The sequence below is a fragment of the Acetobacter sp. genome (genome assembly GCF_022483985.1).
GTDB lineage: Bacteria > Pseudomonadota > Alphaproteobacteria > Acetobacterales > Acetobacteraceae > Acetobacter.
This window is the reverse complement of sequence record NZ_JAKVME010000001.1, coordinates 1,433,138-1,452,072: the sequence shown is the minus strand read 5'-3', so window position 1 is coordinate 1,452,072 and position 18,935 is coordinate 1,433,138. Positions and strand designations below refer to the sequence as shown.

Sequence of the window (18,935 nt, the reverse complement as noted above, 5' to 3'; positions counted from 1 at the left end):
CGGATTGGGGACAATTGGTGCTATCCCAGTCCATACAGCGATAATGTGGGATTGTTCAGATGAGTGAAGGCCGCCTTGTCATAGGCACCAAGCGTTATTCTTCATGGTCCCTGCGAGGGTGGCTTCCTGTAAGACTGGCTGGCCTGAGCGTATCGGAAGAAGTCATACCCCTCCGTCAGCCGGACAGTAGCGTGCGGATAGCGCATGCTTCTCCCAATGCCAAAGTTCCTTTTCTGGAACATCGGACTGTGAAGGTATGGGATAGTCTCGCAATTGCGGAATACTGCGCGGAACTAAAGCCAGAACTCTGGCCTGAAAATAGAGACGCGCGTGCGATGGCGCGATCCATCTCTGCTGAGATGCATTCAGGATTTCAGGGTGTCCGCTCTGCGATGCCGATGAATCTGGGAAGAATCCAACGCCCTCTTAAAGAACCTCTGTCGGAAGCTGTCACAAAAGATATTGCTCGCATTGATTCAATCTGGGCGGAAGCGCGGCATCGTTTCGGTGGAGAGGGCGCGTATCTTTTCGGTCATAGCTTCACCAATGCAGACGTTGCCTTTGCTCCGATTGTCGCGCGTTTTCTCAGCTATGAGGTTGATGTCTCTGATGTGTCGCGGGCCTATATTGAAGCTGTTCGCAGACATCCTCTGGTCGAGCGATGGTATGAGGAGGCCGAAGGCGAGCCCAGAGAATGGTTGGTCGATGCTTTCGAGACTATTGAATAAAACACGTCAGGATCAGCTTTTCCTTGAAAAACCCATTGTGTCGGACCACGAAACTGCCCTGCTGAAGCTGACAGGTTCAAAGCTGGTTCTTCAGTAGTTCACTGATCCAGTCTGCGAAAACCTGAAGCCTTGAAGACCTGTGACGCCTCTCCGGATAGAGAAACGTCAGGGGTAAGGGGGGAGCCCGCCACTCTGTCAGGACCTCGACCAGTTCACCACTGATGAGGTGATTTCTGACGTCGTAAGCCGGGATCTGCATCAGGCCCGCCCCGGCGAGACAGCAGGCAATAAGGGCTTCTGCGCTATTGACCGTGACACGTCCCTGCACGGGACAGGTCTTTGATTCGCCGCGGTAAACCCATTCCCATTCTTCGATTCGTCCTGTCGCGGGGGAGGCGTAGCGAATAACCTGATGGTCTGGAATATCCTGCGGAGTATGCAGAATGCCGTGAGTCTTCAGGTAGAGCGGGCTGGCGACATTGATCACCTGAAGATCCGCGATATGCCGCGAAATCAGGCTGGAATCCGCCAGCGTGCCGACCCGTAGGGCGCAGTCCACGCCATCTTCCATCAGATTGACGGAGCGATCCGTCACACCCAGTTGGATGTCGATTTCCGGATAGGCGGCAAGGAATGTGGGAAGCGCCGGCGCGACGATCAGGCGGCCGATACGACCGGGCATCTCGACGCGCAGAAGCCCCCGCGGAGAGCCGCGTTTCTGCTGAAACAGGCTTTCCATGTCCTCCATATCGGCAACCAGTTGCAAGGCCCGTTCATAAAACACTTTCCCATCGGTCGTGGGCGAGACAAGCCGGGTTGTGCGGGAGAAAAGCCGTGTTCCCAGCTTTGTCTCAAGCTGCTGGATAGCGGTTGAAACACTGGAACGGGGCAAGTTCAGGGAGCCGGCGGCACGGGAGAAATTCCCTGTTTCCATCACCCGAATGAACACACGTAACAGATCAATCCGGTCCACGGCACCCTCCCTATTGTTCGCTATTCTTGATCAGTGTTGTCTGAAATCAAGAGATTTTTCGTAAAAATTCGAACGTTAGAATGAGGGCAGTCGATAGGGAGACATGTCATGACCGATCATGGTCTTAAAGGTAAAACCGCACTGATTACCGGTGGAGCCAAGAATCTCGGTGCGCTGATTGCACGTGATCTTGCAGCGAACGGGGTGGGGGCCATAGCCATCCATTATCACGGTCCGGAAACCGCCGCCGATGCGGAAAAGCTTGTCAGCGAACTGAATGGTCAGGGTGTCAAGGCTGTCGCCTTTCAGGGAAATCTGACGACCGCCGCTGCCAACAGCAAACTGTTCGAAGACACAGTGGCGGCCGTTGGTCGTCCGGATATCGCCATCAATACGGTCGGCAAGGTTCTGAAAAAACCCATCCTCGATATTTCGGAGGATGAATATGACAGCATGTTCGCCATCAACAGCAAGGCAGCGTTCTTTTTCCTGAAAGAGGCTGGCAAGCATGTGAAGGACAACGGCAAGATCGTGACCATCGTGACATCGCTGCTGGGCGCCTACACACCGTTCTATTCCACCTATGCCGGTTCAAAAGCGCCGGTGGAGCACTTCACGCGCGCGGCATCCAAGGAGTTCGGGGGGCGCGGCATTTCCGTGAACGCCATTGGCCCGGGGCCGATGGACACACCGTTTTTTTATGGTCAGGAAGGCGCGGACGCCGTGGTCTATCACAAGGCGGCCGCAGCCCTGTCACCGTTCAGCAAAACCGGTCTGACGGATATCGAGGACATCGCGCCCTATGTGCGGTTTCTGGTGTCGGAAGGCTGGTGGATGACGGGACAGACCATCCTCGTCAATGGCGGTTATACGACCAAATAACGCTGTCGCGGCATGCGCGCTGGCTGGCGCTGGCTGTTGCCGCCAGCCGTAATGATCCGGAGATTTATGACTATCGGGCCGCGTCCTTTCTGTCTGGTCTGACGGATCAGCGGACGCGGAGCGAATAGGCCGTCGAAGAAACAGATCACTGCGAAACGCGCGTGGTGTGGTGGCAGACTTTACGGATTGCGAGGACGCGCGGCTGTGACGAATGTGGGATGGATCTGTCTGGCTGCCGTTCTGGCGGGGTGCGTGCTTTTTACCGGGATGCTGATGCTGGTTTCCGGACGTGCGGAGCGGGCGGCAGAGGCGCAGCGCGCGTCCGCAGAGGTGGGCAATGTCGCCATGAACAAGGAGGTGATGACGACGGAGCTGGTGAATACGGACCCCGAATGATGCGATGCTGGATGGAGGGCTGAAAGCGGGGACGTTCTGATGCGTCCTTGTGCCGGAAGCCTGAGCGAGGAGTGATGCTGGCCCCGACGAAGGGTGCCGCGCTGGGGCGCATGCTGGTTGGTGCTGGGAGGCTGCATGCCTCCGGCGCTACTGTGTCCTTCTCTCGTGATCTGATTCAGCGGCGGATCAGACCGCACTGAGCGGTGAGTTGGCCCCGGCTCCGCTGTTGATAACACATCGGTCCATACAGGATGGGGCGGTCTACGGGGGCAGGTGCGGGGCGTGAAGGACACTGGACGAGAGCGCCCTGTTTCCTCTGGTATGAACCCGACGGAGGGCGCTACGTTCAGAGCCTTCCTTGTTCTCTCTTTACGGACTCTTCATGCCGCAGGATACAGCCGGTCATCACCACTTCCTTCGCAATCGTGACGGTCATCATGCCGCAGTCACGAACGAGGAACTCTTCTTCGATCTGGTTTATGTCTTTGCCATCACGCAACTCAGCCACGGCCTGCTGCATCACCTGTCACTCTTCGGAGCCCTGCAGACGGCGGTAATCTGGCTCGCCGTATGGCTGGGCTGGCAATATACCGGCTGGTTTACAAACTGGTTCGACCCGCGCCTGCCTGCGGTGAGGGGCGTGCTGTTCGTCATCATGATTCTCGCCCTGCTTATGGGAGCCGCCATCCCGGATTCCTTTGCGGAACACGGGCTGCCTTTTGCGCTCTGCTTTGCGGCGATGCAGGTCGGGCGCAGTGCTTTTGTCGTCGTCTGGCTGCCGCGCACTCACCCTCTTGCGCCGAACTACCAACGTATTCTGGCCTGGATGCTGGTTTCCGCCCTGTTCTGGCTGACAGGCGGCGTGGCGGCAGATCCCGTGGTTCGCCTGACCTTGTGGTGTATCGCCGCTCTCTGCGAATATGTGTCGCCGATGTTCGGCTTTCCCTTTCCCGGTCTTGGACGGTCCATCTCGAAAAGCGACTGGACGATCGAAGGCGCGCATCTCGTCGAGCGATGCCAGCTTTTCGTGATCGTGGCGCTGGGTGAGGGGATCATGGCGACAGGACTGTCCATGGCCGAGAACCAGAACTGGACGCCGGTTTACCTTGTCTCCTTCGTCACCAGTTTTCTGGGAACGCTGGCCATGTGGTGGCTGTATTTCGGCACATCCGGAGAGGCCGCCAGACACCGGATCACACAGGCCGATGATCCGGGGAAAATGGGTGCGACCATCCATTATCTGCATGCGGTGCTGATCGCCGGGATTATCGTGACCGCCGTGGGAGCCGACCTGCTGATGGAAAATCCTCTGGAAGGGGGCAGCCTGTCTTCCGTGCTGGTCATGACGTCCGGTCCGGTGCTCTACCTGCTTGCCAGTGTTCTCTACCGCAGGATTGTCTCAGGCTATTTTGCCCTGTCACACATCATCGGGATTGTTGCTCTGCTGGCGCTGATCCCTTTCGATCTGCATTTTTCCCGACTGACAGATGCTATCCTTGTGACCGGTGTGATGCTGGTGCTTGCATGGGATGGGCAGCGTACCGGGCTTCTCCGAAGTGCGACAGGTTGATTGGTGGTTCGCCGGAGAGGTGCTTTTCAGGCCAATTGCCGTGGATGATTGGCATGGGTGACTGAAACGCTTTCTCAGCCCCGGCTGCTCCTGCTGGGGCGGACATCGTACGAGAGGCCGGAAACCCACAATGCCCTCCGCTGTCTGATGGTTGCAAGACTGTAAGGGAGCAGATGCGCCAAACGGGGTGTTGCGGGCAGTAACGGAGAGCGGTATCGGCCTATCCCATGAATGAAACAGCGCATTGCAGAACTGAACTGGTGGCCGTGGTGCTTGGTCTGGACACCGCTGTCACGAAAGAGCCTCAACTGCGTGTGCTGACGACCGGCGAGGGGAATGGGCTTCCATCGGGTCCGTTGCAGGCGGGGCAGGCGTCTCTGCAACGTAGCCTGCGTCACTGGGTTGAGAACCTGACCGGCTTTCGTCTCGGATATACGGAGCAGCTTTATACATTCGCTGATGCAGCAGACGATTTCGGTAATCGCGCAGTGCGGATTTCCTATATGGCTCTGGCGCGCTCCTCCCCGGAAATGTCGTCATGGCAGTCTGTGTATAGGTATTTTCCCTGGGAGGATCGGCGGTCGGATATGACGCATGCGTCTCTGATCCCGCTTGTCAGTTATATGAAAAGCTGGATGTCCGGCAATGGAAAGCGTTTGTCCCGCTGTTCGGTGGCGTTCGGTCTGGATGGCCACGAATGGAACGACGAACTTGTGCTGGATCGGTACGAACTGCTCTGGGAGGCTGGCCTTCTTCATGAAGCAGGAGTCTGCGAGACGACGCTGTTCGAAGATTCTCTTGGACACGCCATGAAACATGACCATCGCCGTATTCTGGCGACGGCGCTTTCGCGTATCCGCGCCAAAATCCGTTATACGCCAGCCGTGTTTGACTTCCTGCCTCAACATTTCACCCTCTTGCAGCTTCAGCAGGCAATGGAGACACTGGCAGGCCGTCGCATGCACAAGCAGAATTTCCGCCGTCTGGTGCAGCATCAGTCTCTGGTGGAAGAGACCGACCTCTTCGATCCATCCGGACAGGGAAGACCGGCGCGGCTCTATCGTTTCTGCGAGGCGTCGTCCCAGAACTGCTACCTCGCCGGAGCCAAGCTGCCCTTGCCGCCACTCGCCTGACAGGTTTCCTCTCTGAAAAGTGTGTCAATGTTCACTTGAGTCGGTTGGTCTCAGTCTTTATATGCTCAATATGAGCATAATGACGATGCAGGCCGATCCGATGACGACGCTCCTCGCGGACCCCCGAGACACTCTCTTCCAGCCTGTTGCGGGCGTGATGACGCGGCATGACTGGGACAGACTCTACGCGGATGATATCGAAGCGATCCTGCGCCTGAAGCGTGAGAAAAACGCCGTTATCCTCGCGCATAATTATCAGACGCCGGAAATTTTCCACTGCGTCGCAGATATACGTGGCGACAGTCTGGCACTGGCGCGGGAAGCCTGTGGTCTGGATGCCGATGTCATCGTGATGGCGGGCGTTCATTTCATGGCGGAAACCGCCAAGCTGCTGAATCCCGCCAAGACGGTGCTGATCCCGGATACGCACGCAGGATGCTCGCTGGCGGAGGGGATTACGGCGGACAATGTCCGGGCGCTCAAGGCAACCTATCCCGGCGTCCCTGTCGTGACCTATGTGAACAGCACGGCGGCGGTCAAGGCTGAAACCGATATCTGCTGCACATCGGGCAATGCGAAGAAAGTCGTCGAAAGCCTTGGCGTGCCGCGTGTCATCATGATCCCGGATGAGTTTCTGGCGAAAAATATCGAAGCGGAAACAGGGGTCGAAATGATAACCTGGCCTGCGCACTGCGAGGTTCATGAGCACTTTACGCCGGAAGAAATCCGCCAATACCGTCGTATCCACCGGGGCGTTGTGGTCATTGCTCATCCTGAATGTCCGCCGGAGGTGGTTGCTGAAGCCGATTTTTCCGGCTCGACAGCACAGATGGTCGACTGGATCGCGCGGGAAAGACCTGAAAAAGTGCTGCTGGTGACGGAATGTTCCATGAGCGACAATCTGTCGCTGCTTTATCCGAACACGCGGTTTGTGCGCCCATGCAATCTCTGCCCGCACATGAAGCGTATCACGCTGGCAGGGATCAGACGGTCTCTGGAAACGCTCCAGACGGAAGTGACAATTCCCGTGGCGTTTCAGGAACCTGCCCGCCGGGCTGTCGAGCGTATGCTGGCCGTGTAAATGGCTCGGATCATCGGGAAACTTCTCCAGAAGGGTGATCTTATGAACGCAGCCTATCTTCTTCCTCCGATCATGTGGGAACCGATGGTCAGAGGCGCACTTCTGGAGGATTTCGGCATTGGCGGCGATGTCACCACAGAGGCGCTCGGGCAATCAGACATTGTCCTGCAAGCCGCCTTCCGTGTGAGAAAAGCAGGTGTGATCGCAGGATTACCCGGCGCGGCGCTGGTGTTTTCCCTGCTCGATCCTGCGGTCCGGTTCGAGGCTCTTGTCGGGGATGGGCAATATGTCGAAGAGGGGACGACGATTGCCAGAGCAAGCGGTCCGGCCCGGGCCATACTGGGAGGAGAGAGAGTAGCGCTCAATCTGCTGTGTCATCTCAGCGGTATTGCCTCCACCACGCGCATCATTGTGGATGCCGTCAGCGGCACGAAGGCCCGTGTGTGCTGCACACGAAAAACGCTTCCCGGTTTGCGGGCTTTTCAGAAATACGCGGTGCTCTCGGGTGGTGGCTCCAATCATCGTTACCGTCTCGATGATGCTATTCTCATCAAGGACAATCACATCGCACTCTGCGGTGGCAGTATTAGAGCGACGCTCGATGCAGCCCGACGCCGGGCTGGACATCTCATGAAGATCGAACTTGAGGTTGACACGTTGGAGCAGCTTGAGACAGCGCTTGAACATGGTGGCGCCGATGCGTTTCTGCTCGACAACATGAGCACGGATCAGTTGCGGAAGGCTGTCGCGCTGATTGATGGGAGGGCCATCGCGGAAGCTTCAGGTGGCATAAGGCCTGACACGGCACGGGCCATAGCTGAGACCGGTGTCGATATCCTGTCTCTGGGCTGGCTCACGCAAACGGTGACTGCTCTCGATATCGGACTGGATATCGTATAGGCGTTTTGTCTCTCACGAAATTTGGCGGGTGTGAGAGACGCGGGCGTGTCGTGTCCTTTCGTCAGAACACGACAAATGCTGTGCCACGAAAAAACGATAATGAAAAATGATTGGACGCCAAGGCGTTCTGACAGTCTGCAATCATTCCGCCAGACGCTTGAGTTTTGATATGCCGGTCACGTTTTCCTCTGAAAATAGCAGAGGAAAACAGATCATTCCTCAGCGAGACGACTGCTTTCCTGAGCCGCAGCCGAACGGATGGCCCGCGCCATCGCTTCCACGCCGTTGCCCCGATTGGTGGAGAGCGCCTGCACCAGCCCCAGATCGCTCAGGAAGGATGGTTCTGTCTCAAGGATTTCTTCGGGCGTCCGACCGGAATAGACCCGCAGCAGGAGCGCTACGAGCCCCATCACGATGGCGGCGTCCGATGCGCCGGCAAAATACATCGCCCCGTCATCCATCCGGCCTTCGAGCCAGACCTGACTCTGGCAGCCGGGGACACGGTGCGCGTCATCCTGCCACTCCGGGGGGAAAGGCGGCAGCTTGCGCCCCAGTTCGATGATGTACTGATAGCGGTCCATCCAGTCATCGAACAGCGCCAGTTCGTCGCCAATCGCTTCGATGGCATCCGCCGCAGTGCCGTCCTCCGGACGGACGAACGCATCGCCCGCCATCAGAGAATAAACCGGCTGAGATCACCCTGTTGGGCAAGAGGCGCCACACGCTCACGGACGAGATCCGCGTCGATGGTGATGGTCTCGCCTTCATGTTCGGAGGCCGTGAAGGACACCTCTTCCAGCAGTTTTTCCATGACCGTGGCGAGGCGTCGTGCGCCGATATTCTCGACACGCTCATTCACGTCCGCAGCCAGTTCGGCCAGAGCATCCACTGCCCCATCCGTGAAGGCGAGAGTTACACCTTCCGTGCCGATCAGAGAAACATACTGCTTGCACAGGGAGTGTTCCGGCTCGGTCAGGATGCGGCGCAGATCGTCACGGTTCAGTGGCTGAAGTTCCACACGGATGGGCAGGCGGCCCTGAAGCTCCGGCAGCAGGTCGGACGGCTTCGCTAGATGGAACGCGCCGGACGCGATGAAGAGGATATGGTCGGTTTTCACGAAACCATATTTCGTCGAGACGGTCGTGCCCTCGATCAGCGGCAGCAGGTCACGCTGCACACCTTCACGAGACACGTCCGCGCCCCGGAAACCCTCGGAAGAGCGGGCGCAGACCTTGTCGATCTCATCGAGAAAGACGATGCCGTTATCCTGCACATGCTGCACCGCGTCGCGGTTGAGCGCATCATTGTCCAGCAGTTTGTCGGCTTCCTCACGCACGAGCTGTTCGCGGGCAGCGGTGACGGTGAGGCGGCGGGTCTGTGGCGCACGGCCCATGATGTTCTTCATCATGTCGCCGAAATTCATCGGGCCGCCGGGCATCATGCCGGGCACATCGCCGCCGCTCTGCGCTGCCGGATCGGGCGCGATGGCGATCTCGATTTCCTTGTCGTCCAGCGTGCCGCCACGCAGGAGCTTGCGGAAGTGCGACCGGGTATCGGCGGAGGACGCTTCACCGGCCAGAATGGTCACCAGACGCTCTTCGGCGGCTTCCTCGGCGCGGGGCCGCACGTCCTTGCGGCGCTGTTCACGCAGCATGACGATGGCGTTTTCCACGAGGTCGCGGATGATGCTCTCCACGTCCCGACCGACATAACCGACTTCGGTGAACTTGGTCGCCTCGATCTTGATGAAGGGAGCCTGCGCCAGCTTGGCCAGACGACGGGCGATCTCGGTCTTGCCGCAGCCTGTCGGGCCGATCATCAGGATATTCTTGGGAACGACTTCCTCGCGCAGCCCTTCGGGAAGCTGTGCGCGGCGCCAGCGGTTGCGGAGCGCAATGGCGACGGCCCGCTTTGCATCCTGCTGACCGATGATGAAGCGGTCGAGTTCGGCGACCGTCTCGGCGGGAGAGAAATGATTGATGGTCATGTTACGCCGCCTTCTCATCGTCTGAGCGCAGGATTTCAATCGTCACCGAATGATTGGTGTAGACGCAGATATCTCCAGCGATCTTCATGGCCCGCCGGGCGATCTCGCTGGCCGTCAGCCCTTCAATCGGCAGCAGGGCGCGCGCGGCGGACAGGGCGTAATTGCCGCCAGACCCGATGGCGATGATGCCGTCTTCGGGCGAAAGCACGTCGCCATTGCCTGTCACCGTGTAGGAACCGTGCTGGTCAGCGACGATCAGCATGGCTTCCAGACGACGCAGATAGCGGTCCGTGCGCCAGTCTTTCGCCAGTTCCACGCAGGCCCGTTCCAACTGGTTGGGAAAACGGTCCAGCTTGGCTTCCAGCCGCTCCAGAAGCGTGAACGCATCGGCTGTCGCGCCGGCGAAGCCAGCGAGAACCTGATGTTTCGAGCCGATGCGCCGGACCTTGCGGGCATTGCCCTTGACCACAGTGGAGCCGAGGGAAACCTGACCGTCTCCAGCCATGGCGACCTCTCCATCCCGGCGTACGCAGATGATGGTGGTGCCATGCCAGCCGACAGGATCGTGGGGAGAAGACTGATATGTGCTCATGGCTGACAGAGATAGTCCTTCCGGAGGCAATCTCAAGGGGGAAAGGGTTCAGGATGTCATGACAATGGGAAGCGGACAGTGTGGCGGAGAGTGTCGTGCCCTCAGACACAGGCGTTTCTCATGATCCTCCGGCGGTCATGGCCGGCGGTCATGAATGGAAGACGATCCGAAGACATGCCTGCGGTGCCGGAGGCGCGGGGGCTGTCATGATCCGCTCACATTTAGGCTGTAAGCAAACAGGCAGAGACCTATCAAACGATCGAGGATACTGATGGAAAAGCAGGTTACGTCGCTCTGGATGCAGCTCAACAACTGGATGCCTGTCATCCTGGGTTATGTGGGGCAGTGCGTTCTTGCCCTTGCCGTGCTGCTGGTCGGCTGGACCATCATCAACATGGTGGCGCGCGCCATGGGACGCATGATGGCCGCCAGTCATGTAGAACCGACTTTGCGTGGATTTCTTCTCAGCGTCGTGGGGCTTCTGCTGAAAGCGCTGCTGCTGATCAGCGTGGCGTCAATGGTCGGGATCGCGACGACCTCCTTCGTGGCCGTTCTCGGCGCGGCGGGACTGGCTGTCGGCATGGCGCTTCAGGGCAGTCTCGCCAACTTTGCGGGTGGCGTCCTGATCCTGCTGTTCCGGCCTTTCGAGGTCGGACATTCGATCAGCGCGGGCGGCAGCACGGGGACTGTGGTTTCGATAGAGATGTTCCGGACCGTGCTGCGGGATGTGAACAATGAATTCATCTACGTGCCCAATGGCGCGCTTTCGAACAATGTCGTGATCAACAGTTCACAGGCCGAGAGCATTGTGACGACGGTGGGGCTGCTGATTGACTACAGCGACGATCTCGACAAGGCCCGTGCGCTTCTGCTCAGCCTGTTGCAGGGAGACGAACTCGTTCTGAGCACACCGGCTCCGTCAGTGTCCTTTCTGCCGCAACCGGCGAACATCGCCGTCTCACTGGGCTTTCACTGCGCTCCCGGCAACAGCGCGGCTTTGACCGCGAAATACGCGGAAGCCGCGATCAAGATACTCAACCGGGAAGGTTATCATCTTGGCATCAGCGCACGCGCCAGCTCGTGAGAGTCTGACCGGGCTTCAGCAAAGTGAGGCTGTCCGAAATCCATCGGGCAGCCCGTTCGTTTGTCGGTATGCAGGCCGGTCGTATCTGACCCGTCTTGTGAACCGGCAATCAGAAGGGCCGCAAACTCAGATGGCGCTCTGTATCAGATCAAGAGCGTGCAGGACCGCCTGAGCGCGGACCTCCGTTCTGTCTCCGGGAAATATCCGTTTCTGCGTGAAGGCCGGTCTGCCGGTGCGTTGCAGGCCGAACCAGACAAGCCCGACCGGCTTTGCGTCACTTCCGCCGTCAGGACCGGCGACACCCGTCAGAGAGACGGCGATGTCCGCGCCGGGTGCGTGGGCAAGCGCTCCTTCAGCCATCGCCTGCGCCACCTGCTCGCTCACCGCGCCCCAGCGGACAAGCATGTGCTCCGGAACATCGAGAGCGGCCTGCTTCATGGCGTTCGAGTAGGTCACGAGCCCGCCCGTGACCGCGGCGGAAGATCCGGCATGCGCCGTCAGGGCTCCCGCGACCAGACCGCCCGTGCAGCTTTCCGCCGTCACGACCATCAAACCCGCCGCTTTCAGGTGCTCAAGAACCGTTGAAGATTTTTCAAGAACTTCAGCAGGCAGGATGACTGTCATGACGTTTCTCCCGATGGCTATTTCAGCAGGCCGACAATCCGCTCCACCTCATCGACGATCGGGTTGGCGATGGCCGCCGCCCGGGCGGCTCCGGTTCGCAGCACATGATCGAGATGTCCGGTGTCTTCGAGCAGACGGCTGGCCTCTTTCGCAATCGGCTCGATACGGGCGATCATGACATCCGCCAGAGCTTTCTTGAAGGGGCCGAACCCCTCACCGCCATGTCGGGCGAGAACCTGTTCCGGTGTCAGATTTTCCAGCGCCGCGTACAGGCCGACAAGGTTGCGGGCTTCCGGCCGATCCGCCAGTCCGTCCGGCGAGGAGGGCAGGGGCTCCGGGTCGGTTTTGGCGCGACGGAGCTTGAGTGAGATCGTATCGGCATCGTCTGTCAGGTCGATGCGGCTCTGCGCGGATGGGTCGGATTTTGACATCTTCTTCGAGCCGTCGCGTAGACTCATCACACGGGCGGCCTGCGGTGGGACGAAGGCTTCGATTCCCTGAAAGAACTCGACTTCGTAGTCGTGATTGAATTTCTTGACGATATCGTTCGCCAGTTCGATGTGCTGGCGCTGGTCATCGCCCACCGGCACCCTGACCGCCTTGTAGGCCAGAATGTCGGCGGCCATCAGATTCGGATAGACGTATAAACCTGCTGAATGGTTCTCGCGGTCCTTACCGGCCTTGTCCTTGAACTGGGTCATCCGGTTGAGCCAGCCGAGACGGGATACACAGTTGAAGATCCAGCCCAGTCGCGTATGGGCGCTGACAGCGGATTGATTGAACAGGATATGTTTCTCGGGATCGATTCCAGAGGCGAGCAGAACTGCGGCCTGCTGGCGGGTCTGCTCTCTCAGGTCGGCAGGATTCTGCCAGACCGTCAGAGCATGAAGATCAACCAGACAGAAGATACATTCATGATCTGCCTGTAGTGCGACCCAATTCTGGATCGCGCCGAGATAGTTGCCGAGGTGAGGAATACCGGTTGGCTGGATGCCGGAAAATACACGTGTCATTCTTGCTGCTCAGATCCCTGGGTCGCGACAGTCTGCCCCTGTCTTAAGGCAGAGGATGTTGCAGGTCGAGTTTCGCGCGCATTTCTGCAACGTCTCCCGCCGAAATGCGATGGGCGCGGGCTGCGGCGATGTCTTCCGGCTTGATCTCCGGAGCAGGTTTTGTCTGACCCTGTTGGGAGAGCCATGACAGAATGGTGGCGGCTTCCTGATCCGAGAGATACCGGAACAGAGGCATTTCGGCGCTGTAAGGCATGCCTGCCGCCCTGATCGGGCCACTGACGCCGTTCATGAGGACGGCAGCCAGATAGGCCCGTCCCTCCGGTGTCGCCGCGATGCGGTCGATCCGTCCGCTTAGCGGTGGCACGGCGCCTGCCATGCCTTCTCCGCCGTGATGGCAGATGCCGCAGTTGGAACCGTACAGGTAGTGGGGGCTTTTGTGACGGGAACACCCTGCTGGCAGCATGAAAACCGCCATAAGTAAAACGAGCTTTTTTCGCGTGGAAATGCGAGAGATGTTATGGGAGGGCAAACGCATGAGACCTGCCTGATATCCGGATCATTGGTCGCAGATGGCGTGTCTTGCCACTCTGGAGCATGGAAGGAGTTCTGAATGAAACCTGTGACATCCTGTCGATATCTTTTCCTCGCGGCGGCCTGCGGGCTTCTGCTTTCAGTCGTCTCCCCGACGGTTGTATTGGCTGCGACACGCGAGGAACAGACGGCTGCCTGCAAAGGTGATGCTCTGAAGCTCTGCGCGTTTTCGATTCCCAATGAGAAAAAGATTGCGGCATGTCTGCAAGCGAAGCGTGACAGGTTGAGCCCGGCCTGCAAGGCGATGTTTCCTGAGAAGAAATCAGGAAAGAGGCCCGCAGGCAAAAAGAACTGAGTGCCGGAACGAAAAAGGCCGGGTCTGAGACCCGGCCTTGCCGCTTACTGCTGTTCGCCGTGTTCGACGCCCAGAAGCTGAATCTTGAAGATCAGCGGACTGTTTGACGGGATGATGCCCATCTCGCGCTTGCCGTAGCCCAGCTTGGCCGGGACATAGAGCATCCAGGTGTCCCCCACATGCATCATGGGGAGCGCTTCCATCCATCCTTCGACCAGACCGTCCAGAGGCATACGCATGTAAGCGCCCTGACCGTGCTGGTCGGAACTGTCGAAGATGGACCCGTCCGGCAGGCGGCCTTCATAGATCAGCATCATGCTGTCGCCCTTGGCGGGCGAAGGACCATCCTTCGGTCCCGAAGCCAGAACCTTGTAAGCCAGCCCATCGGGAAGAACCTTGACGCCCGGCTGGGCGATTTCCTTCTGCATGATCTGCTCAGGCGTCAGTTCCGGCTCTTCGTGACTGCATCCTGCGATGGGCAGGCAGAGCAGTCCGCCCAGAAGCAGGGTAGGGAGGCGGATTGAAGTCAGTGAAGAACGCACAGTCATTCCCTCAAAACATTTTCCGAAGTGTCACCGGACGGTGATGGCCGTTCCTTAAAGTCATTCCACTGAACGCGGGTGCAGCGGAATTGTTCTCATTCGCTGCCTGTCGAACATCTGCATGTGATCAGGTGAGTCCACCTGATCACGATCTGCTTCTGCCCTAGAGCGAACCACCCCGTCGGCCGATCTGACTGCCCAGACGCAGGCGCAGGGCGTTCAGCTTGATGAAGCCCTGAGCATCCTGCTGGTTATAGGCGCCCTGATCGTCCTCAAAGGTGACGACGCGGGTGTCATACAGGCTGTTCGGGCTTTCACGGCCCACGCAGATCACATTGCCCTTGTAGAGCTTGAGGCGCACGCGCCCCGTGACGGACTGCTGGGACGTGTCGATCAGGGCCTGCAACATGCGGCGTTCCGGCGAGAACCAGAAACCGTTATAGATGATCTCGGCATATTTCGGCATCAGGCTGTCCTTGAGGTGCATGGCCTCGCGGTCGAGCGTGATGGATTCGATGCTGCGGTGAGCCGTCAGCAGGATCGTGCCGCCCGGTGTCTCGTAAATGCCGCGTGACTTCATGCCGACAAAGCGGTTCTCGACCAGATCGAGACGACCGATGCCGTTGATCTTGCCCAGTTCGTTCAGCTTCGTCAGCAGGGTGGCCGGAGACATGGCGACGCCGTTGATCGCCACCGGATCGCCCGAGACGAAATCAATGGTGATCTCGGTCGCGACATCCGGTGCGGCTTCCGGCGAAATCGTGCGCTGGAAGACAATTTCTTCCGGCCCGATAGCAGGATCTTCCAGCAGCTTGCCTTCGGAGGAAGAGTGCAGAAGGTTCGCGTCCACGGAGAACGGGGCTTCGCCGCGCTTGTCCTTGGTGACAGGAATCTGATGCTCTTCCGCGAACGCCAGCAGGCGGGTGCGGGACGTCAGATCCCACTCACGCCACGGGGCAATCACGTTGATGTCGGGCTTCAGCGCATAATAGGCCAGCTCGAAACGGACCTGATCGTTACCCTTGCCGGTTGCGCCATGCGCGACGGCGTCGGCGCCAACCTGTTCGGCAATCTCGATCTGGCGCTGGGCGATCAGCGGGCGGGCGATGGATGTGCCGAGAAGATACTGGCCTTCATACAGCGTGTTGGCCCGGAACATGGGGAACACGAAGTCCTTTACGAAGGTCTCGCGCAGATCTTCTACGAAGATTTCCTTCACGCCGAACATTTCGGCTTTCTTGCGGGCCGGTTCCAGTTCTTCGCCCTGACCGAGATCGGCGGTGAAGGTGACGACCTCACAGCCATAAGTGGTCTGGAGCCACCGCAGGATGACTGAAGTATCGAGGCCGCCTGAATAGGCCAGAACGACCTTCTTGATCTGTCGGGTGCCTTCGGCCGGGGCCATGCGCATTCTCTCCGGGTTTCTGCGGTGGTCGGGTGATGAACGGCGGACTTGATCCGCTGCTCCGTTTGGGGCGTCAGTAGCACCCGCTTCGGTGTTGCACTAGCCCCAAGGCAGGCCAGCGCAGCTTATTGGGATCAAATGTTTTACTCACCCACCGCAGAGCCGCCCGGATGGCGATGGTCGGCGCCGCCGGACAGGAGCATCCGCTCGTTGCGGGAGGGGGCGAGAATGCCCGTAACGATCCCTTCCGGGATGCCCCATGCCGCATGATCGTGAAAAACATAGCCCTGTTCGCTCAGGGTCTTGGCGACGGCAGAATCAACAGCGTCTTTTTCAACTTCAATGGTCGAAGGTTCCCACTGTTCGTGAAAGCGCGGCAGATCAATGGCCTGCTGGATGTTCAGGTGATAGTCGATGACGCCGGTGATGACCGACAGCACGATGGTAGGGATACGTGAACCGCCGGGGCTGCCGATGACCATGACCGTCTTTCCGTCTCTGGAAACGATGGTCGGGGCCATTGAGGAAAGGGGAGTCTTGCCGGGCTGGATGGCGTTCGCCTGACTGCCGATGATGCCGAACATGTTGGGGGCGCCAGGTTTGGCGGAGAAATCATCCATTTCATCGTTCAGGAAAAAGCCGGTGCCCGGCGCCATGACCCGCGCTCCGAACCACCCGTTGAGCGTGTAGGTGGTGGAAACCGCCATCCCCGAAGAGTCCATGACCGAGAAATGCGTGGTTTCATGCTTTTCCCTGTCCAGTGTCTCTATGTCCGCCGCTGGAGAAGGTGCTGTGGTCGAAGGCGCGGGAGACCCCGCTGTCAGGGTTTCCGACTTCACGGCGCCGGACTTCGGCAGGCCTTCCCGGACCTGCACGGCATATCCGGGGTCCAGCAGATGATCGACGGGATTTGAAACAAAAGCCGGATCGCCCAGATCGCGCCGATCGGAATAGGCATGACGCATGGCCTCGATCTGCTGACGCAGGGCCGTAGCGCTGTGCAGCCCTTCCGCGCCGAGATCATAACCGGATAGGATCGTCAGCATTTCACAAAGAGCAATGCCGCCACCGCTGGGAGGAGGCGCGGTGTCGATGTGAAAGCCGCGATAGGAGCAGGTCAGCGGGGGCATGATACGCGGTCTGTAACGGCTGAAATCGGCCATTTGCAGAATGCCGCCGCTGCGTTTGCCCGCATCAACGACCCGGCGGGCTATACTGCCTTTGTAGAAGACATCCGCACCATGGCGGGAGATTTCTGAAAGAGTGCTGGAGAGGTCGGTCTGTACAAGCCGGTCGCCGGGTTGGAAGGACTGACCATCCGGTCGTAGAAAAATCTTGCTGACAACAGGATCAGCGCCGAATTCCTTTTCAAAGGGACGGAGCAGGGCGACATCGCCTTCCTCCAGCACAAAACCTTCCCGCGCCAGATGAATGGCGGGCTCCATGAGCTTGGTCCGGGAAAGATGCCCCCAATGTTCCCGCACATATTCAAGGCCAGCCACGGTTCCCGGAATGGCGACGGCCTTCCATCCAGCCGTCGAGAGTGCGGGAACGACTTGTCCGTTGGTGTCTTGAAACATGGTTGCTGTCGAGGCAAGCGGCGCTTTTTCACGGAAATCAATGAAAACAGCCTCTCCCTGACGGGGTTTCAACACCATGAAACCGCCACCGCCGATGTTGCCTGCCGCCGGATAGACCACGGCGAGAGCATACCCTACGGCGACGGCGGCGTCGGCGGCGTTTCCACCCTGCGCCAGTATTTTAGCGCCGACTTCGGAAGCAAGATGCTGCGCGGTGACCACCATGCCGTGGCGACCCGTCACCGGTCTGTCGGACGCGGGTGGCTGCGCGGACGCCGTATAGGCCAATGGATCAGGAACACCTGATGGGAGTGCGGGCGTCTGCGCCCAGCCGTTGGTGCAAACACCCATACAGGCGATAAGGCCTGTTGTGAGCGAGAAGAAAGTCTTTCTGTGTTTCTTCCGTGAGGGGATGTGGACTGAGACGGAAGACGGCACGGGCACGATCCTGCTTCTGTGAAGAACAAGGAAGTTTCAGAAGACTTTCAAAACCTTCCAGAGAGCTGTTTTTTAAATCAGGAGAGGGCTCTGGTGAAGCTTTTTCGGGCAGGTGTTCCGGGAACGCCTTTTAAAAAAACAGTCTCGCAAGTCGATTTTTTGTAGATGATATAGGCAGAAATCTCTGGCGATCTGCATTTTGCGGCAGGGACGCACGCCAGAGATTTCTTGCGCTTTCTGTCAGCGTAAGGCTTTGCGAAAGCTGATCACGCGCCGTAGGGCGGGTGTGTATAGCCTTTCGGGGAGAGCGTGAAAATCTCATACCCGTTTTCCGTCACGCCCAGCATATGTTCGAACTGTGCTGTCAGGGAGCGGTCACGTGTGACGGCTGTCCAGCCATCCTCAAGAATTTTCACTTCCGGCCTGCCGATATTGATCATCGGCTCGATGGTGAAAACCATTCCTGCTTTCAGTTCCAGACCCGTTCCCGGCTTGCCGAAATGAAGGATATTCGGTGCGGCGTGGAACGTGCGGCCAATGCCGTGTCCGCAGAAATCTTCAACGACGGAGTAGCGCTGCTTCTCGGCGATGGTCTGGATGGCATGACCGATATCACCGAGCGTCGCACCCGGACGCACCTGTTCGATGCCCGCCATCATGCACTCATAGGTAACATCAATGAGTTTTTCGGCTTTTTTGGGAGCTTTGCCTGCAATATACATGCGGCTGCTGTCCCCATACCAGCCATCCAGAATACAGGTGACGTCGATATTCAGGATGTCGCCATCCAGCAGTTTACGATCACCCGGAATGCCGTGGCACACGACATGGTTTATCGAGATGCAGCAGGATTTTGGATAGCCGCGATAGCCAAGTGTGGCGGGGGTCGCGTTATTCTTGAGCGTGAATTCGTGAATGATGGTGTCGAGTTCGCCAGTCGTCACGCCAGGACGCACATGCTCGGTGATCATATCCAGCGTCTCGGCAGCCAGTTTTCCCGCGGCGCGCAGGCCCTGAAAATCTGCTTCGGTGTGCAGGATAATCCCGTTGCGTGCTGATTTGCCCTCCATCCTCTCCCTCTTTTTTGCCTGTTGTGTGGCGGACAATGCCGCTTATGACAG

20 protein-coding genes are annotated in these 18,935 nt (G+C 58.6%); 9 read left to right on the top strand and 11 right to left on the bottom strand.

Going from position 1 to position 18,935, the window contains the following annotated elements; all coding sequences use genetic code 11:
- Nucleotides 1–59 precede the first annotated feature (59 nt).
- Complete coding sequence (locus LKE90_RS06385; protein WP_291492566.1) at nucleotides 60–728, top strand: glutathione S-transferase family protein; 669 nt, start codon at nucleotides 60–62, stop codon at nucleotides 726–728.
- Nucleotides 729–804: 76 nt separating this feature from the next.
- Here LKE90_RS06385 and LKE90_RS06380 read toward each other — a convergent pair whose 3' ends face one another.
- The gene (locus tag LKE90_RS06380; protein WP_291492565.1) at nucleotides 805–1,701 is read right to left on the bottom strand and encodes a LysR family transcriptional regulator; all 897 of its coding nucleotides are present in this window, start codon (nucleotides 1,699–1,701) and stop codon (nucleotides 805–807) included.
- Nucleotides 1,702–1,809: 108 nt separating this feature from the next.
- Between LKE90_RS06380 and LKE90_RS06375 the strand changes: the two genes are divergently transcribed.
- The 6 genes from LKE90_RS06375 (at nucleotide 1,810) to nadC (ending at nucleotide 7,663) form a co-directional block, all read left to right on the top strand.
- Nucleotides 1,810–2,583, top strand: coding sequence for an SDR family oxidoreductase (locus tag LKE90_RS06375; protein ID WP_291492563.1), 774 nt, complete (start codon nucleotides 1,810–1,812; stop codon nucleotides 2,581–2,583).
- A 204-nt stretch (nucleotides 2,584–2,787) separates the two neighbouring features.
- Nucleotides 2,788–2,979, top strand: coding sequence for a hypothetical protein (locus LKE90_RS06370; RefSeq protein ID WP_291492562.1), 192 nt, complete (start codon nucleotides 2,788–2,790; stop codon nucleotides 2,977–2,979).
- 382 nt (nucleotides 2,980–3,361) lie between these two features.
- Complete coding sequence (locus LKE90_RS06365; protein WP_291492560.1) at nucleotides 3,362–4,549, top strand: low temperature requirement protein A; 1,188 nt, start codon at nucleotides 3,362–3,364, stop codon at nucleotides 4,547–4,549.
- 227 nt (nucleotides 4,550–4,776) lie between these two features.
- On the top strand, nucleotides 4,777–5,682 hold the full coding sequence (locus LKE90_RS06360; protein WP_291492558.1) for an NUDIX hydrolase: 906 nt from the start codon (nucleotides 4,777–4,779) through the stop codon (nucleotides 5,680–5,682).
- A 100-nt stretch (nucleotides 5,683–5,782) separates the two neighbouring features.
- Nucleotides 5,783–6,763 carry a quinolinate synthase NadA gene (nadA, locus tag LKE90_RS06355; RefSeq protein WP_291492556.1) on the top strand — a complete coding sequence of 327 codons (981 nt, stop codon included), beginning with the start codon at nucleotides 5,783–5,785 and terminating at the stop codon, nucleotides 6,761–6,763.
- 42 nt (nucleotides 6,764–6,805) lie between these two features.
- Nucleotides 6,806–7,663, top strand: coding sequence for a carboxylating nicotinate-nucleotide diphosphorylase (gene nadC, locus LKE90_RS06350; RefSeq protein WP_291492554.1), 858 nt, complete (start codon nucleotides 6,806–6,808; stop codon nucleotides 7,661–7,663).
- Nucleotides 7,664–7,875: 212 nt separating this feature from the next.
- On the opposite strand, the gene LKE90_RS06345 is transcribed toward nadC, so the two are convergent.
- Genes LKE90_RS06345 through hslV form a run of 3 tightly spaced genes read right to left on the bottom strand, consistent with a single transcriptional unit; the run spans nucleotide 7,876 to nucleotide 10,242 of the window.
- Nucleotides 7,876–8,337, bottom strand: coding sequence for a SufE family protein (locus LKE90_RS06345; RefSeq protein WP_291492552.1), 462 nt, complete (start codon nucleotides 8,335–8,337; stop codon nucleotides 7,876–7,878).
- A complete protein-coding gene (hslU, locus tag LKE90_RS06340; protein WP_291492550.1) occupies nucleotides 8,337–9,650 on the bottom strand; it encodes an ATP-dependent protease ATPase subunit HslU in 1,314 nt (437 codons plus the stop codon). The genes LKE90_RS06345 and hslU overlap by 1 nt, the downstream gene beginning before the upstream one ends.
- Before the next feature lies 1 nt (nucleotide 9,651).
- The gene (gene hslV / locus LKE90_RS06335) at nucleotides 9,652–10,242 is read right to left on the bottom strand and encodes an ATP-dependent protease subunit HslV (protein WP_291492548.1); all 591 of its coding nucleotides are present in this window, start codon (nucleotides 10,240–10,242) and stop codon (nucleotides 9,652–9,654) included.
- A gap of 271 nt (nucleotides 10,243–10,513) precedes the next feature.
- On the opposite strand from hslV, the gene LKE90_RS06330 reads away from it, so the two are divergent.
- Nucleotides 10,514–11,326: a mechanosensitive ion channel family protein gene (locus LKE90_RS06330; protein WP_291492546.1), complete on the top strand. Its 813-nt coding sequence runs from the start codon at nucleotides 10,514–10,516 to the stop codon at nucleotides 11,324–11,326.
- A gap of 126 nt (nucleotides 11,327–11,452) precedes the next feature.
- On the opposite strand, the gene LKE90_RS06325 is transcribed toward LKE90_RS06330, so the two are convergent.
- Genes LKE90_RS06325 through LKE90_RS06315 form a run of 3 tightly spaced genes read right to left on the bottom strand, consistent with a single transcriptional unit; the run spans nucleotide 11,453 to nucleotide 13,438 of the window.
- Complete coding sequence (locus LKE90_RS06325) at nucleotides 11,453–11,950, bottom strand: CinA family protein (protein WP_291492544.1); 498 nt, start codon at nucleotides 11,948–11,950, stop codon at nucleotides 11,453–11,455.
- Between the two features lie 17 nt (nucleotides 11,951–11,967).
- The gene (gene trpS / locus LKE90_RS06320) at nucleotides 11,968–12,963 is read right to left on the bottom strand and encodes a tryptophan--tRNA ligase (protein WP_291492542.1); all 996 of its coding nucleotides are present in this window, start codon (nucleotides 12,961–12,963) and stop codon (nucleotides 11,968–11,970) included.
- A 43-nt stretch (nucleotides 12,964–13,006) separates the two neighbouring features.
- Entirely contained in the window at nucleotides 13,007–13,438 is a 432-nt protein-coding gene (locus LKE90_RS06315) for a c-type cytochrome (protein WP_407066074.1), read from the bottom strand.
- Nucleotides 13,439–13,573: 135 nt separating this feature from the next.
- On the opposite strand from LKE90_RS06315, the gene LKE90_RS06310 reads away from it, so the two are divergent.
- A complete protein-coding gene (locus LKE90_RS06310; protein ID WP_291492538.1) occupies nucleotides 13,574–13,849 on the top strand; it encodes a hypothetical protein in 276 nt (91 codons plus the stop codon).
- A gap of 44 nt (nucleotides 13,850–13,893) precedes the next feature.
- Here LKE90_RS06310 and LKE90_RS06305 read toward each other — a convergent pair whose 3' ends face one another.
- From LKE90_RS06305 to map, 4 genes are all read right to left on the bottom strand, one after another.
- Nucleotides 13,894–14,397: an FKBP-type peptidyl-prolyl cis-trans isomerase gene (locus LKE90_RS06305; protein WP_407066073.1), complete on the bottom strand. Its 504-nt coding sequence runs from the start codon at nucleotides 14,395–14,397 to the stop codon at nucleotides 13,894–13,896.
- Nucleotides 14,398–14,554: 157 nt separating this feature from the next.
- Nucleotides 14,555–15,796 (bottom strand): argininosuccinate synthase, encoded by a 1,242-nt coding sequence (locus tag LKE90_RS06300; RefSeq protein ID WP_291492536.1) that lies wholly within the window; start codon nucleotides 15,794–15,796, stop codon nucleotides 14,555–14,557.
- A 143-nt stretch (nucleotides 15,797–15,939) separates the two neighbouring features.
- A complete protein-coding gene (gene ggt / locus LKE90_RS06295) occupies nucleotides 15,940–17,727 on the bottom strand; it encodes a gamma-glutamyltransferase (protein WP_291492535.1) in 1,788 nt (595 codons plus the stop codon).
- A gap of 353 nt (nucleotides 17,728–18,080) precedes the next feature.
- Nucleotides 18,081–18,884 carry a type I methionyl aminopeptidase gene (gene map / locus LKE90_RS06290; RefSeq protein WP_291492533.1) on the bottom strand — a complete coding sequence of 268 codons (804 nt, stop codon included), beginning with the start codon at nucleotides 18,882–18,884 and terminating at the stop codon, nucleotides 18,081–18,083.
- Between the last annotated feature and the right edge of the window lie 51 nt (nucleotides 18,885–18,935).

Coding starts and splice junctions, on each gene's coding strand:
- LKE90_RS06385 (WP_291492566.1), top strand. CDS start 60: ATGAGTGAAGGCCGCCTTGTCATAGGCACCAAGCGTTATTCTTCATGG.
- LKE90_RS06375 (WP_291492563.1), top strand. CDS start 1,810: ATGACCGATCATGGTCTTAAAGGTAAAACCGCACTGATTACCGGTGGA.
- LKE90_RS06365 (WP_291492560.1), top strand. CDS start 3,362: ATGCCGCAGGATACAGCCGGTCATCACCACTTCCTTCGCAATCGTGAC.
- LKE90_RS06360 (WP_291492558.1), top strand. CDS start 4,777: ATGAATGAAACAGCGCATTGCAGAACTGAACTGGTGGCCGTGGTGCTT.
- nadA (WP_291492556.1), top strand. CDS start 5,783: ATGACGACGCTCCTCGCGGACCCCCGAGACACTCTCTTCCAGCCTGTT.
- nadC (WP_291492554.1), top strand. CDS start 6,806: ATGAACGCAGCCTATCTTCTTCCTCCGATCATGTGGGAACCGATGGTC.
- LKE90_RS06345 (WP_291492552.1), bottom strand. CDS start 8,337: ATGGCGGGCGATGCGTTCGTCCGTCCGGAGGACGGCACTGCGGCGGAT.
- hslU (WP_291492550.1), bottom strand. CDS start 9,650: ATGACCATCAATCATTTCTCTCCCGCCGAGACGGTCGCCGAACTCGAC.
- hslV (WP_291492548.1), bottom strand. CDS start 10,242: ATGAGCACATATCAGTCTTCTCCCCACGATCCTGTCGGCTGGCATGGC.
- LKE90_RS06330 (WP_291492546.1), top strand. CDS start 10,514: ATGGAAAAGCAGGTTACGTCGCTCTGGATGCAGCTCAACAACTGGATG.
- LKE90_RS06325 (WP_291492544.1), bottom strand. CDS start 11,950: ATGACAGTCATCCTGCCTGCTGAAGTTCTTGAAAAATCTTCAACGGTT.
- trpS (WP_291492542.1), bottom strand. CDS start 12,963: ATGACACGTGTATTTTCCGGCATCCAGCCAACCGGTATTCCTCACCTC.
- LKE90_RS06315 (WP_407066074.1), bottom strand. CDS start 13,438: ATGGCGGTTTTCATGCTGCCAGCAGGGTGTTCCCGTCACAAAAGCCCC.
- LKE90_RS06310 (WP_291492538.1), top strand. CDS start 13,574: ATGAAACCTGTGACATCCTGTCGATATCTTTTCCTCGCGGCGGCCTGC.
- LKE90_RS06305 (WP_407066073.1), bottom strand. CDS start 14,397: ATGACTGTGCGTTCTTCACTGACTTCAATCCGCCTCCCTACCCTGCTT.
- LKE90_RS06300 (WP_291492536.1), bottom strand. CDS start 15,796: ATGGCCCCGGCCGAAGGCACCCGACAGATCAAGAAGGTCGTTCTGGCC.
- ggt (WP_291492535.1), bottom strand. CDS start 17,727: ATGGGTGTTTGCACCAACGGCTGGGCGCAGACGCCCGCACTCCCATCA.
- map (WP_291492533.1), bottom strand. CDS start 18,884: ATGGAGGGCAAATCAGCACGCAACGGGATTATCCTGCACACCGAAGCA.